Source organism: Lysinibacillus sp. RC79 (genome assembly GCF_041262405.1).
Lineage (GTDB): Bacteria > Bacillota > Bacilli > Bacillales_A > Planococcaceae > Lysinibacillus.
In genome coordinates, this window is sequence record NZ_JBGCCD010000002.1 from 211,863 (window position 1) to 226,152 (window position 14,290).

A 14,290-nucleotide genomic window follows, 5' to 3' on the forward strand; every position below is an offset into this window, starting at 1 on the left:
AACCCTCCTAGACTACTTTTGAAGTTAACCATGCATCTACATTTCCTGGCTTCGGAATAGGACGAGATGCAAGGCGAACCATTTTTTGCTCATTCTGATGATCCGCCCAGATTTTAGGAACACGCTCACCTTCATAAGTCATGAACTCATCATTCTTTTCCATTTGTGTAATAGCACCATATGCAAAGCCAGCAAAATTTTTCTTCGCTAGAATAGCCGTATCTACAGGGATGTATGGTTGCTCTTTTCCATCATCATCTAAATACCAATCATCATAAGTATAGATTTCGACACCTAACCCTGGTAACTTGCCGATGAAAGTTACAGCATCACTTTTAATACTAGGTTCAATATTACCGAAATTCATATTCTTTTTATCAAACATTTCTTTAATAATTGGATGGTTTATAAATGCCTTTTCTGCATTTTCTCCAAGAATTAATGTGTCAGGTGCCACACCTGATTTTTTTGTTACTTCTTTACGCCATTCTTTAATATCTTGGTACGGATTCGAAACATATTCTCCCTCGGATTTTTCAGTGTAGTTATCCCACTTGTCAGTACCTGATAAAGTGACACCTTGAGTAAAGTTAAAATCAAGTTCCTGTTCCACAAAACTATCCGGACCTTCACCAGTGTGACCCTTCATGATAACTTTACCGTTAATCAATGTTTGAGCTGCAAGCCACTCCTCACGACGGCTAATCATTTCATTTAATTCGATCAAATCATTTGCTAAAAGCTCACGTGCTCGTTGGGCAGGTGTTTTTGTACTAACTATACTTTCACCAGCTAAACGCTTTGTAATATCATCAATCGTTAATGATTTTTGTGGAGCAATACGTGGAGCAGTATATTTTTCAGTACGATAACCATTTCGTTTAATCGTTACACCACCCGTGCGTGGTGCAACAAAAGGTGCCATTTTACGTTTACCCTTTGTGTAATCGATTAGAACATCTTCAGTTGGGAATGTTTCTACTGAATTAAAAAAAGTGTCACGCAAGAATGTGTGCACTTTTGGCATTTGGGTAATAGCTTTTAATATTGTAAGAGTTTTATATAGTTCCATGTTTGTTCCTCCTTAAATTGAAGCCTTTAAATAAATTCCTTTAGTGCGTAAAACATCATAATGAACAGATACTTTATCTGTCCCATCTGTAAGTAAAGCATCTGAATTAAATGATCCTGAAATATAAGTTTCAGCAAAAACAGACTTACCAGGCTCACTACCTGTGTCAACGTCATCCGTCAAAATGGCATCTGCAACGATTGGCGTTGTAGCAGTTGTACTAGCTACTAAATATTCCCCTTCACTGTCTTTACCAATGATTGTTCCTTGTAATAAAAGACCTTGACCAGCTTTTAATTTAGCTGCTCCTGTTTGAATGGGAAATGAAGTATCATAGATTAAATTGTTTGGCTCATAAGTGCCTACTTGTCCATTTAACTTCATTATTGTTTTCCTCCTTTTGCAAAAATATTAGCTAACGCTTCAGCTTCTTTTTCTACATCATCCATAGGATCGGATTGAACCGGCGCATTAGAACCAGGAATTTCGTTTAATGGTGCAGCATCTTTTTGCATATTAATTAATTGATTTTGAGCTTGTTCTTTTTGAGCCTTTAAAGCATTAATTGCAAATTGTGCAGCTGGAATGGGATTTTCATATTTCGCGTTGTTAACTAATGCTTCATTCCCTGGCACTGAAATATCTTCAATTGCTTTGATTCTAGAGTTTTCAGCTTTTACACCTTCTGCGTACCCCATATTTTTCACTTGCTCAAATAGTTCCGGATGTTCATTTTGTAACGTCTGTAAGTCCATAACATCATTTCCCCCATTATCTTTATTTTCATTTATTAAATTGTTAGCTTGATTTACAACATTCGCTGCAGGGTCTTTTGCCATTTGTTGCCTTACTTTATCAATGACTTCTTGAGGTATTACGCTGTTAATGCCTAAATCAGCAACCGCACCGACTTCTTTTTCAAACATAATTGCATCGATAAAACCATGCTCTTTAGCTTGTTGAGCTGTCATCCATGTTGTTTTATCCATCATAGTTTTCAGCTCATCACTAGACTTACCTGTTTTTGCAGTATAGGAATTGATAATAGAAGCATTTACATTTTTCAAGAACTCACTATTATCATCCATTACTTGATAATCACCCTGCGCACCATTTGCTGCATTATGGATCATCATTTGTGCAGTAGGCGACATGACAACACTCGTTCCTGCCATTGCAATTACAGATGCAGCACTTGCAGCAACCCCGACAATTTCGACATTAACTGTACCTCCAAAAGATTTTAGTGCTGTATAAATTTCAGAAGCACTAAAAACAGAACCGCCTCCACTATTTATCACAACTTGTAACTCTTTATGGTTGTTTTTAATAGCCTGGTCGATAGAGTTTAATACCTTCCCAGGGCTCACAGCTGGAATACAAAAATAATCGTAGATCCATTGATCACCATCGTTAATAACAGGTCCTTTAATTTCCACTCTCATTATTCTTTCTCACCTCCTTCATCTGATTTATCAGATTGAATATTTATATTTACAGGTGCATTAAAACCTGCTTCGTTTCGCAACTGTTCCTCACGTTTTCTTAATTCATGATTACGGAAGAAATCAGTTCCTGTTAATTCTTGTGCTTCTCGAGTACGAGTGCTCAAATCCGATTCAATTCGTAAAATTGCCGCTTCTACTTCTTTTTTAGGATCTAATTGACCTTGTGTTGGTCCATTCCATTCTGCACTACAATATGCTTTTCGAATTAAAGGATCATCAAAAAAGCCTGGTGCATGTATACGTCCTTTTAAAACTGCTTCCGCAAGAAACTCTTCATAAATAGGCTGGCAAAAGTTTTTAGCTAACCATATTCGACGCTTTTTAAACATTTTCCAGGCTTCAAGTAATGCACCTCTAGACGCTGAATAAGAAGAAGTAAAATGTTTCATTAATACTTCATAAGGTATCTCTAAAGCAACCCCTATTTGACGAAAAATAGCAGTTGTAAAAGCATCAAAATTTGGATTTGGTCTACCAGGGTTCGATTCTTGAATTTTTTCTCCTTCACGAAGAAATGTGACAGAGCCATTTCCGATATTTATTTTTGAATTATCTTCCTCGTCGTCATCCGCTTCTCCAAAACCTCCACCAAACTCGCCTTGCTGTGAAGCTTCTGTTGTAATAAATACTGAATACATACCACTTATTACCGCTGCCATTAATTCAGCATCAGTATATCGATCAATTTGTTTTAAGCCTTCGATAACAGGTGCTAAAATCGGTATTCCACGACGTTGTTCTGGACGTTCAATATCTAATAAATGAATAACATTTAAACGTCCAGAGAGCTTTCCATACTTTTCAATTCGCTTCCAATCATTTTGACCAGTCAAAGAGCTGTTTGGATGTTTATCTGCAATATGATAGGCAATAACTTCGCCTGTTGAATCTATCTCTACGCCGTTTATCAACCGTTCTTCATAAAATGTATTGATCACTGGATTACAAATTCTATCAGCTTCAATTAATTTCACTGTAAGTTCATACAGTGAACCAACTCGTTTTTTATAAGGTAGAATGGCAAAACAGTCCCCAGAAGCTAAAGTTGATAAAAGTGCCAATTGTTGCAATTGACCGAAGTCACACATGCGATTTGCATCACAATTTTTAGAATCAGCCCAATATTCAAATTCGCGCTCAATTTTATCCTCAATAGCTTCGGCTTCTTCTTGTGAAAGGCCTAAAAAATCGCCGTCAATTTGAGCATTTAATTTCAGCTCATAACCGACGACGTTGGTTACTATTGATTTTAATGATCCACTAGCGATAGGTGCACCCATATACAAATCTCTGGAACGTTCACGCATCGTTTCGACATTGCGCTCTATATCGTCAATTGGATCACTTAAAGAACTAATCCAACCAACGACAGAACGTTTTGTACTACTTGCAGCATGATTGCCATAGCCAGTAGAATTTACAGGTTCATTTTTTAAAGTAGCGTTCTCTGTAGCGTTCTCTCTTTTGCCACTTATAAAGTTTTTAACTTTTTTTACACCTTGTTTAAAACTATTCATTATTCTCACCTACCTTTTTAACAATCACGTGGAATAAATTGTTTTGTTCTGCGCATTCTTTTTCCCTTTTGAGTCATTTCAAGCTCAGAAACTTTATTTTCCCAATAGGAAATTCGTTTAGCGACTTCAGATAAATTGGCTTTTGTTAAACTTCGATTACTTATTGTATAACTTTGTGCATTTGCAATAGCACGCTCAGCCTCTAACCATATCCTTAGATTTTCTTGAGCTTCCTCTAATGTAATAGCCATTAATAATTTACCTCCCTTACTCTTTTTCTTTTTTTCTTAACACCATAAGTACCAGCGTATTCTTTTTCAAAGTTCGGATTTACTATTTCGATTGCTGCTGTATTATAGACACGTAAATCAAATGGTTCGTTCCGAGCTCGTTTCTTGACCCATATATGATAAGGTCTCCCTTTTTCATGACGTGTTTCCAGCTTCTCAGCTGTTAAACCAAGAAAAAAGTTTAGTTCATAGCCTTGTCCTTTTGGAAAATGACAATAGTTTGGACCAGGTTCATCTACCTGAAGACTGGACAAAACACGAGCCTTCCCATCATTAACACCGAGACGAACAAGTAGTGTTTTCAACGGTTTTGGTCTTGATGTACCTGCTAAAAGTGGAATGTATTCGCCTTTGACCGCGCTGGCACCCTTAACAGCATAAATTCGCCGTGCTTCCCTAACTTTCGTAAAACGGTAGACCTCCTGTGTGAAGTGACCACCTGAGTCGATGCAAGTACAGGTAATACCAAATTGCTTACCATTTGCTTTGCTCCAACGTTTTTGAAGCCATAAGTCAAGCTGCTGCCATGTTTCTTCTCGCTTCAAGTCTCCATATAAAACATGATATTCAATCCCCCATGACTCTCGACCAGCTCCCCATCCAACTACTTCAATTTCAAATCGATCGTCTTGGACGTCGACAGCAGCTGTGAGTACTTTAACTTGCTCAGGCACTTCGGCATCGTACTTTTCACGACGTTCAAATAATATTTCTTCATCAACCGTCGTTCCTTGTTCTTCCCATGACTCACCTAAAACTGTGTTCTTCCATGTTTTCAACTTTTCCAGTCCGTCACGTTTCGCTTCTAAAAAATCTCTCACGATTTTCTCCCACGTTACCCATGGACTCGCGAATTGGTTCAAATGGAAGCCACGACGACGCGAATGTTTCTTTTGTGCAATCCATTTACCTTCAGCACGCTTCCATTCACGTTCGCTATGTAAACAGCCGCATTCACTACATGCATGATTAACTTCATCAACAATAAATTCGTTATCATCTGTTTTGTGATATTCGAATTTTATTTGCCCCCAATTAATTGGCTGGAATGTGCCACAAGACGGACAAACCAATGACCATTGCTCCATCGTACTATCTTCATAAAGTTGTTCAATACGTGAAGTACCTTTGTCAAGTGGCGTCGATACATAAACATGCTTTCGGTTAGATGGGAAAGTTGTTGTACGCATTTTTGCTAAATTGATTGGATCCCCTTCCTTACCAGCTGATACTGGATAACGGTCTACCTCGTCACATAGCAAAATTCGAATTGGTCTACTTGATAAAGATTTAGCTGCATTTGCACCAACAATCGCAATTGAACCACCCAAAAAGGCTTTTTCGTCGATTGTGTTACCTGCGTTTTTTGCTACTTTATCTCGTAATGCTTCGCTCGCTTCAATCATTGTGGAGAGCCTTGTTGTTGAGAAATATCTAATTAATTTTTTGTTTGGCAGCATGAACATAATTGGACATGGATCATAATCAATATGATAACCAACCATATTCAACATAAACTCTGTTTTACCAACCTGAGCCGATGCCATAATTGCTACTTCTTCAATGTTTGAATCTGTAATACAGTCCATGATTTCTCGCATATATGGTGCACGACTTGTACGCCATGGACCTGGCTCAGCAGATGTATCAGAAGTTAAAATACGATAATTATCAGCCCACTCTGAAACTGTTAAATTCGGACGTGGAGACCACAGTTGCGCTAAATCTTTAAATAAATCGATCGTTTTTTCCGCAACCAACTTATTCGCTACTTTCTTTTTTGAAAAGTTTTGGCGAATAATCTACTAAAACGCTCAAGGCATCTGCGATTTCTTGATTTAAAGTTTGTTCAATCGTTTTAGCTGATTCACCATCCAACTGTGGGCTAATCCGTGTTGGCAATGACAATAATTTCGATTTAGCGCTTAAAATCATATCACCCATTACCAGGCGGACATCCTCTGCCGCGTGTAATTGTCCTCGTAATTGCCGTACTTGTAATTCTGTTTTTTCTTTCTTTAAAATTTCATGCTCAGTTTTAACATCAACATGACGTAGTTTCCCATCTTCCTCTTTACCACCTGAAGCATACTCAATATAAGCAAGTATATTTTCTGCCATATTATATTTTCCACGGCCGCATTGTGTGAGTACACCATCACGTGTTAACTGACGAATCCATTGCGGCGTTTTCCCTACCAATTTTGCAAATTCGCTTGTTCCAATTTCCAAAGTAGCAAGGTCTTCTACTTTCGCTTTAGATTTTGTCATATCTCACACCTCACTTTCGCTTTTTTTACATTTATCCTTACTTCAATTCTCTAAGCATTAGATGAAAGATTTTTTTCAAAGTTGTAACTTTTAGCTCCCACAAGCGAAAGCGAAAGTGAAATTTTTTGAATAAAAATAGACCACTTTTGGGGCTCGCAAGCCCCGCATGCAATAAAAGTCCTAGAAGAACCTATTCTTTTCCTTCAACTTTTTTGTTTTCATCCTTCTTCAGTTCGTTTAGCAATCTTCTTTAAAGCATTGGCAACACGCGTTGAGCTTTTACTTGTTGTTGCACCTAATGCCCTAGCACCTTCTTTTAACTCCTTGAACTTATCAATGTATTCTTTCATTGTTCATCCCTCCACAATTCATAGTTAAAAACATAATAAAAAGCCATGTCGTAATGACATGACTAAGAATTTATTTTAAATCTTCTATTTGTTTCCCTATTTCTTTAATCTGTTTTTTTATATATTCATCAAAGGCTTTAAACTTATTATTTCTCTCTTGCGTTAAATTGCTTAATCGTAGTAAATTATCCGGTTTCAATGAATCAGGAATATGCTGAAACCCTGTAATATCAATATACAGATTATAGACACTTCTGCTAAATAATAAATAGTCCACACTTTAATCTTCCTTGAGAATTTCGTAGTTAATATTATTAATATTATTTACTATCCAAAGAAGATCGCTTTCACTAATTTTTAATTTAACAATCCTTTCTCTATTATATGGTTTAGCGAACTCTTTAATAAAATATTCTGTGAAACTTATAACTTCGAGGTTTAATCGTTCTAATACTTTTAAAGTTTGTTCAATGTTTTCTTTTCTTTGTATTTCTTCTTTTTTCTTTTCATGTTCTATTTGTTTATTCATTTGATAAGTAGCAACAATATAAGCACCCAAAGCCCCTATGGCTCCACCAATCATACTTAAGATACCTCCAATAATTGAAGCTTTATTGGAACTATCTTCTCCAATTACCTGAAAAGTGATGGCCATTATTCCAAATAGAAATATTCCTACAAATATACAAAGTATAGCTTCTAATATTCTCCTCATTTCGTTTCCTCCAGATTTTACTAGGAATATCTTATCACGGAGAAATTCAAATGAATACTGACATTTATAAAAAGCCACACCTCGTTTGATGAGACCTAATGCATTAATTCAAGAAAATATATACTTCAACAGTATTAAGTTCTTCTACATATACAAAGTCCCGTCTCTCTACTTTGTAAAATGAATTTTCCAACCCTACTTTATCTCCTACATTAGGCAATACAGGTATCGTGTTAGTAAACGTTTTAAGATGACATTTACCATTTGCTTCACAATAAGTTATGGATAACTTTTTCATTAGTAATCACTCCTTCTACATTAATCATATTGTAGATGGATACCAATAATACAAAGAGACTACCAACTTAGTAGCCTCTCATGCTTGTTTTTAGAAACACACGTACAAGCGAACGTGCTTATTTATTTGAATAATGCAATTGCCGAAATAATAGTTGCAATAATAGTAATTACTATAGACAATCTGTCTTTACTATCATTTGAGCTGTTTTTTATGATATTTTTTATTGCTTTGCAGAGCTTAATAATCTCATAAAAAATTGAGATCCATATTAAAAACAAGTAAGTTATTAAATAAAAACTACTTAATTCTTCTAGAAGCCTATTATTATTGCTAAAATCGTAAAACCACCAAATAAATGCATATGTAATTATATATGGGAAAAATATAATAAGATTTTTTGTTTTGTAAATAATTTCGGGTTTACTATAAAAGTAGATTCCTTCAATAAAGAGTATTAAACCCAAAATTAATAATATCATTTCAATTGGTGTATAGATTTCAAAAATATTAGATAAAACATCGTTATGTGTTATTACCCATTTAGAAGATATTATTGAAAATGCAATTGATATTCCAATTAAAAAATAATATCTCCCAAATTTTTTTGCGTAGGATTCTTTAAATTTTTCAGATCTTTTTTCCATTATGGCCCTCTAAACAATAGTTTTATTCAATTGTAAACTATTTGGAAGATAAACAAAAGACCGTACTATTTGACGATCTCATGCTGAAAGGAGGATTTTCATGGCTTGTGATAACTCTATTAGTTTCCTTTAAATAAATTGAGATTTACCCTAGCAAAATGCATTTGCTAGTTAGTTTTCTTTATTGTTTTCTTTATTGTTTTCTTTAGGCATTTTGCATATATAGAAGAAACTCGTTTAAGTGTACGCTAATTAGCGTATAGTACTGTATGCTAATTAGCGACACTACTGTATGCTAATTAGCGTATAGTGAAGGTGTATGCTAATTAGCGTACAGTCAATGTCATGACAATGAAAAAGGAATCAACTAAGGTTTCCCTTAATCAATTCCCGATGATATTAATTTAACATGTATAAAACCAAATGCTTCATTTTTAATTGCTAATATTTTCATTTTATTTTTCTATTATTTTTCTACTTTTTTTCTACTTTTTTTCTACATAGTGCGAGCAATGTTTAAATCCAATGCCAGTTTGTAGAAAGCTTTCCAACGTATTTTGTCATAAGTAGTTGCAGAAATAGGCGGTTGAAACTTAAAACAATAGACTTTCATATCTGTTAAGTATTCAGCATCATCAGCCATATATCTTGTTTCAATCAAGAATCTTTCCATTGGTGGCAATCTCTTTACAGCACGTTCTACACGCTCACAATATCTTCGCCTAGCGCTTTGTTCATCAACGTTGTAAATGGCTACTGAGCCTGTTTGGTCACTCGTTAAATTACCCTTTCCTCCACCAATGTCATTAAGCTGTGATGTGGTAGCTGCTTCTTTTTCCTCAAATGTTAAATGCTTAAAAATACGGTATTTTTCTAATTCATGCTCAACAGCTGCTTGTGTTGCTTTTCTATCTAATTCAGGTAATTCAAAATGCAAAGTCGTTCCTCCTTCTGTTCAAAAGGAATGCCCTAGAATTAACTAGGGCAACTTGTATTAATCTAGTAGATCATCCTCATTTTCTTTTTGAGCTACATCATCTATGTTCATTTGCTCTACTACCTCTGTAGTTCCATCACCATTCACTTTATATTCGAGTCCTTCGTGATGACCTTCTTCATCGTCTATATCCTCAATGCTCATTTGGCTTTGCTCAAGCAATAATTTAATGTTAAAGCCTGCCTTTGGATATAGTTTAATAGTTTTTTCTTCACTATCACCTTTAGCTTCAAATTTGAGTACAACTTTCTTGCTGTCACGTTGAATTGATTTAAACTCTGCAGAAAGCTTAACATCACCAATTTCAATTATTACAATGCTGCCTACCATGCCAATTAATTCAGATTTATATTTAACATCATCACCCAGGATATGAAACTCTAAAATTTCTTTTTTATCATCCTTTTGTATCTTTTTAAATAAAACGTCTAATTCAACTTTAGCCATTTTTCACACTCTCCATTTCAATTGTTTTATTTCCTAATATCGATTTAACTACTTCTGCTTGATAGACAGGACAACCAATAAAATCAGGTCTATTAAACTGGTACATGATTCTTGCAATTTGAGCTAAAATATATGCATCAACAACGTTGTCACTTTTATGTGAAAAGCCATAATGATCTTTTACTGCTTTCATAACGACTTTCTTTTTTTCTACACCAGTAAGACGTTTTTTGTTCCCAACTTCACCCGTGAAGCCTGTTACATTTACGAATTTCTTTACAGCATTAGGAGCAACTTCATAGTATTTAAACCCTCGTCTAGTTAGAGACATTCGCATACCCCAACCAATCCCGCCAAGTTGTATACCTTGCTGTGTTGCAAATCCAAATCCTTCAACAGTAATGAAGTCGCCTTTTTGCATATGGGCCATAACTTCGTCAATAAGGGTAATCATTCGAAAAGGATCTTTATCACCTATGCCAGTTAATTCTTTGGCTCTTAGTACCTGGCCACTTTCATCAATTGCAACAAATCCTGTTTTAGTTGATGGGTCTAAACCGATGAATCTCATAATGTTCCTCCAAATCTATTATTAATTGACTTTGCGAAAATCTACAGATTCAGAATAATAACCGTTCGATTCACCAACCCAACGTAAAGTCACATAACCTTTAATAGTAGCGAATTTATAGAATGTCCAAGTGGCACTTTCGTAATTTTCGCTTTCTGGCGGACTTTCTATTATCTCCTCAGCCATCAATAATGGATTGCCTATTAAATCTTCTAAATCCCCGACAGTTTCTTCTAACCAAACACTTTCGCAACAATCTTGTTCATGATACATCTTGAATTTATCTCCTTCGGTTGTTAGGAAATAAAGTTCATCATTGCCGACCTGCTCAATTGATATAAGTGTTTTGTTTAATAATATTTCTACTGAGTCCATTTTCTCGTCCCCTTTCTTTTGCTCAAATTCTCAAAGTGTACAATACCTACTACCACCCGAATTCCATTGGCATATATCCCTGTTGTTGCGTTCGGATAATATCTCGTAAATCTGTTTTAGGTTGTTGAATATCTGTTTCTGTTACTCGAATTAAAAATCTCCATTCATGACTTTTTGCTGGAACGCCAGTATGCATTTCCCACCAATCCCACTTAACCGCTGTACAACTAGGTGCTTCAAAAGTTGTTAACTCTTTATTTGCGATTTTTTCATTCATTTGATGCGAAATAGTTTTATACAAAAGAGTGCTAGGCTCTTTTGGTACTCGTAAATCAAAATTTCGTTCTTTAATAAATTGGGTTAAACAAGATTCACCTGTTACAAGTAAATGAAATATAGGGCTGTCCATTTCCTCTTGAGCATGAATGTTAGGAGCTTGCTTCACCGTTGGATCTAGCGCGTTCCCTCTAGGTACTCCATCTGTGTGCCAACCTGGAATAGCCGGACACATACCAGGCGTGAGCATATGAATTTTTGTATCAACAACAATATATTTTTTTGTAAAAGTTAGATTCATTGCACCAATAGCAGCTCTTGTTAAATCACCACCATATTTTAAAGCGTCTTCCAGTGACGCATTGTGTAAACCTAATGTATTTTTAATCAACTCTTGTGAAGGTTGTTCAATGCGATTTCCATATACTAAATTTCCTCTGTTGAATTTCATAAATAACCCTCCCCTTTACTACACGATCAATTTTTATCAAAAACGGTAACGTTCACGCATTAATTCGATTTCATCTTTAATTTTTGCTAACAATGCTTGTTCGCTCTTTTTATCATTTTCAGTGATACCTTCACGCTTTAAATATTGCTGTAGCGCATGTTTAATCGTTTGCAAATTTTTATATGATAACTTAGGAAATGATCCTCCCAATTTTGATCCTCCTAATAAACCTCAATGATTGTGGATATACACCTTTGTTATTGGGACACTAGCGAATACTAATATGGCCATTAATATACCTGACATAATAAAAGCTGCTGCTAGAATGTATCTTGAAGGTGTATAGATATTAAAAAGGACTAATAATCCTAAGACAATCCAATACATAATACATAGAATTTGAAACAAAACTTTTGCTGTATTCAATGCTTCCTACCTTCCTTCTGAGCAAAATCTATCTACTGCTTATCTAGTTCAACAAACTTCTGTTTCCAACCCATAAATAGCAATTTAAACTCATTCATGCCTATGTCTCGTCCTTTAGCAAAAAACTGTTGAATGACTTTCCCCTGTTGCATTTTGTCAGCTGGATCATGCCATAAAAACTCAACAACATCTGCATCTTGCTCAATGGATGATGATTCTTTTAAATGTGATAGCTGTGGCTTTTTAACATTGTCGCTTTCCCTGGTCATTTGCGATAACATCATAAAACAACAATTCATATCACGCGCTACCTGTTTGGCTGTGGTAGTTACATTTCCGATTGCTTGCGCCCTGGTCTCGTTTTTACGTTGAGGAATGTTCATAATTTGCAAGTAATCAACAGCGATCATAGCTAGTTGTCCATAGCGTTTTTTAAATCGTCTTGCTGTTGCCCTCACTTCTTCAATTGTGACACCACTCGAATCTTGAACGAAAATCGGCAATTTCTCCAGTTCTTTATACGCATGTTCAATTACTCCCAATTCTTCTACTTTAAGCTCTTTGTTTTTTATACGACCATAGGCAATACCTGTTGAATTTGCTATCAAACGATCATACAATTGAAACTTGTCCATTTCCTGACTAAAAACAATTACTGGCCCACTTTTGGCAACTCCCATAATTCTTTGAAGTAGCATAGCTGTTTTACCAACACTAGGACGCCCAGCACTTACAAACAACCAACCTCTCCAAAGACCGTGCGCCCATTTGTCATATAGTTTAAATCCAGTAGGAATAAATTCAGCTCGTTTTAAAAGATGTTCAAAATAGCCTTGCCGTGTATCTTTCAAACTTTGCATTTTCCCATCATCTTCGGGCCTTACTTCTGAGGCTAGTCTTTCGATTTCAGCAAAATAATCATCATCCGTTTCAAAATCCTCATGTACGAGATTCATAATTTTTTGCCCTACGTCTGTTCCACGTCTTCGAATTGCTCTTGAACGAACAATATTTGCGTAATGAACAACATTTGATGCAGTTGGACACGAAACGGCTAATTCAGTTAAGTAAGAAATGCTCACTTCGTCCATCTTGTTGTGCTGCATGTACAGCTCAGTAACTGTTGTAATATCTATAGGTTGATTCTTATTATCTAACCATTTCATTACTCTATATATTTGTTGATGCCGTGGACTAATGAAATCTCTTTCTTCAAGAAAAACAATGTCATCAATCACACTTGGTTCAAGAAATATTGCACCTAACACCGATTGCTCGGCTTCAAGTTCATATTCAGTTGCTCCAATCAAAGTCATTTGGATCATTCCCGTCTTGTATCCAGCGTTGGAACTCTATTTCTTTGTCTCTAGGATCGTATTGTGGTTTTTGTTTTGGTTGAACAGGTTTCTTTTCAGCATTCATTTTTATAGCTAATTCCATAAATTTATCCCGAAGTTTTTTAGCCGATAAAACATTGGTACGCCAAAATGAATCCTGTGTTACCCAATCCATAACTTGTTTGGCCAAGTGCTTATCCACTTGATCTATTTCAATTAGCTTTCGCATATCATCAGCCCAAGTTTGCATGTTGGATTTTTTAATTAAATGAGATATTCCTGCCTCATTTGCAACTGCAGCGACTTTTTCATGAAAGTAGACTGCCATTTTGTAATAAGTATTTTCTTCATCGTATTTTAATTTTTTTACTTGTTTAGGTTTATCAGGGATTTCAGGATCTACTTCATTAGACGGCAGCTGTTCATCCCACTCTTTATAATTTTTATTAAATCCCATGATTCTCGCTCCTTTTGAACCAATCCCAATAACTGAGATTATGTTTCTATCAATCAGCGTTACTAATTCTCTATTTAACTGTGTTCTATTAACATTGACTACTTTTGCTAAAAAGCTTATGGACATTTCATTGGTTTTTCTCTGAAAACCATATGTGTACCTCCAAATGGCCAAAACCAAACGGAATTGTGTGCCATTGAGATTGGTCTTCATGACATGATCGAAGATTTCATTGGCAATCCGTGTATGCCCATTTTTGAGTTGTGGACTTGCCATGATTACTCA

The 14,290-nt window shown here is 35.6% G+C and carries 21 protein-coding genes; all 21 read right to left on the reverse strand.

The features are described from left to right. Window positions 1-7: 7 nt before the first annotated feature. The 21 genes from ABH968_RS03360 to ABH968_RS03460 all read right to left on the reverse strand — a co-directional run bounded on the left by ABH968_RS03360 (window position 8) and on the right by ABH968_RS03460 (window position 14,281). Window positions 8-1,072 carry a major capsid protein gene (locus ABH968_RS03360; protein WP_370042529.1) on the reverse strand — a complete coding sequence of 355 codons (1,065 nt, stop codon included), beginning with the start codon at window positions 1,070-1,072 and terminating at the stop codon, window positions 8-10. Window positions 1,073-1,084: 12 nt separating this feature from the next. Then, entirely contained in the window at window positions 1,085-1,456 is a 372-nt protein-coding gene (locus tag ABH968_RS03365) for a head decoration protein (protein WP_370042531.1), read from the reverse strand. Then, entirely contained in the window at window positions 1,456-2,517 is a 1,062-nt protein-coding gene (locus tag ABH968_RS03370; RefSeq protein WP_370042532.1) for a head maturation protease, ClpP-related, read from the reverse strand. The genes ABH968_RS03365 and ABH968_RS03370 overlap by 1 nt, the downstream gene beginning before the upstream one ends. Further along, on the reverse strand, window positions 2,517-4,097 hold the full coding sequence (locus ABH968_RS03375; protein ID WP_370042534.1) for a phage portal protein: 1,581 nt from the start codon (window positions 4,095-4,097) through the stop codon (window positions 2,517-2,519). Before ABH968_RS03375 ends, ABH968_RS03370 begins: the two co-directional genes overlap by 1 nt. 17 nt (window positions 4,098-4,114) lie before the next feature. Then, window positions 4,115-4,348: a DUF6148 family protein gene (locus tag ABH968_RS03380; RefSeq protein ID WP_370042536.1), complete on the reverse strand. Its 234-nt coding sequence runs from the start codon at window positions 4,346-4,348 to the stop codon at window positions 4,115-4,117. Continuing rightward, window positions 4,348-6,147 carry a phage terminase large subunit family protein gene (locus ABH968_RS03385; protein WP_370042537.1) on the reverse strand — a complete coding sequence of 600 codons (1,800 nt, stop codon included), beginning with the start codon at window positions 6,145-6,147 and terminating at the stop codon, window positions 4,348-4,350. The genes ABH968_RS03380 and ABH968_RS03385 overlap by 1 nt, the downstream gene beginning before the upstream one ends. Window position 6,148: 1 nt before the next feature. Beyond that, window positions 6,149-6,658, reverse strand: a complete 510-nt coding sequence (locus ABH968_RS03390; protein WP_370042539.1) for a hypothetical protein — start codon at window positions 6,656-6,658, stop codon at window positions 6,149-6,151. A gap of 218 nt (window positions 6,659-6,876) precedes the next feature. Beyond that, the gene (locus tag ABH968_RS03395; protein ID WP_370042540.1) at window positions 6,877-7,008 is read right to left on the reverse strand and encodes a hypothetical protein; all 132 of its coding nucleotides are present in this window, start codon (window positions 7,006-7,008) and stop codon (window positions 6,877-6,879) included. A 70-nt stretch (window positions 7,009-7,078) separates the two neighbouring features. Then, window positions 7,079-7,285, reverse strand: a complete 207-nt coding sequence (locus ABH968_RS03400; RefSeq protein ID WP_370042542.1) for a hypothetical protein — start codon at window positions 7,283-7,285, stop codon at window positions 7,079-7,081. A gap of 3 nt (window positions 7,286-7,288) precedes the next feature. Then, complete coding sequence (locus tag ABH968_RS03405; RefSeq protein ID WP_370042544.1) at window positions 7,289-7,723, reverse strand: hypothetical protein; 435 nt, start codon at window positions 7,721-7,723, stop codon at window positions 7,289-7,291. Between the two features lie 103 nt (window positions 7,724-7,826). Then, window positions 7,827-8,021, reverse strand: coding sequence for a hypothetical protein (locus ABH968_RS03410; protein ID WP_370042546.1), 195 nt, complete (start codon window positions 8,019-8,021; stop codon window positions 7,827-7,829). 122 nt (window positions 8,022-8,143) lie between these two features. Then, window positions 8,144-8,668, reverse strand: coding sequence for a hypothetical protein (locus ABH968_RS03415; RefSeq protein WP_370042548.1), 525 nt, complete (start codon window positions 8,666-8,668; stop codon window positions 8,144-8,146). 496 nt (window positions 8,669-9,164) lie between these two features. Beyond that, a complete protein-coding gene (locus tag ABH968_RS03420) occupies window positions 9,165-9,605 on the reverse strand; it encodes an ArpU family phage packaging/lysis transcriptional regulator (protein ID WP_370042550.1) in 441 nt (146 codons plus the stop codon). A gap of 57 nt (window positions 9,606-9,662) precedes the next feature. Continuing rightward, window positions 9,663-10,112: a hypothetical protein gene (locus ABH968_RS03425; RefSeq protein WP_370042552.1), complete on the reverse strand. Its 450-nt coding sequence runs from the start codon at window positions 10,110-10,112 to the stop codon at window positions 9,663-9,665. Beyond that, a complete protein-coding gene (locus ABH968_RS03430; protein WP_370042553.1) occupies window positions 10,105-10,683 on the reverse strand; it encodes a hypothetical protein in 579 nt (192 codons plus the stop codon). The genes ABH968_RS03425 and ABH968_RS03430 overlap by 8 nt, the downstream gene beginning before the upstream one ends. A gap of 21 nt (window positions 10,684-10,704) precedes the next feature. Then, a complete protein-coding gene (locus ABH968_RS03435) occupies window positions 10,705-11,058 on the reverse strand; it encodes a DUF7448 domain-containing protein (protein ID WP_370042555.1) in 354 nt (117 codons plus the stop codon). Between the two features lie 49 nt (window positions 11,059-11,107). Next, window positions 11,108-11,785: a hypothetical protein gene (locus ABH968_RS03440; RefSeq protein ID WP_370042556.1), complete on the reverse strand. Its 678-nt coding sequence runs from the start codon at window positions 11,783-11,785 to the stop codon at window positions 11,108-11,110. A 36-nt stretch (window positions 11,786-11,821) separates the two neighbouring features. Beyond that, entirely contained in the window at window positions 11,822-11,995 is a 174-nt protein-coding gene (locus ABH968_RS03445; RefSeq protein ID WP_370042558.1) for a DNA strand exchange inhibitor protein, read from the reverse strand. A 21-nt stretch (window positions 11,996-12,016) separates the two neighbouring features. Beyond that, window positions 12,017-12,211 carry a hypothetical protein gene (locus ABH968_RS03450; protein ID WP_370042559.1) on the reverse strand — a complete coding sequence of 65 codons (195 nt, stop codon included), beginning with the start codon at window positions 12,209-12,211 and terminating at the stop codon, window positions 12,017-12,019. Window positions 12,212-12,243: 32 nt separating this feature from the next. Then, on the reverse strand, window positions 12,244-13,527 hold the full coding sequence (locus tag ABH968_RS03455; protein WP_370042561.1) for a replicative DNA helicase: 1,284 nt from the start codon (window positions 13,525-13,527) through the stop codon (window positions 12,244-12,246). Further along, window positions 13,505-14,281 (reverse strand): replication protein, encoded by a 777-nt coding sequence (locus ABH968_RS03460; RefSeq protein WP_370042562.1) that lies wholly within the window; start codon window positions 14,279-14,281, stop codon window positions 13,505-13,507. The genes ABH968_RS03455 and ABH968_RS03460 overlap by 23 nt, the downstream gene beginning before the upstream one ends. Between the last annotated feature and the right edge of the window lie 9 nt (window positions 14,282-14,290).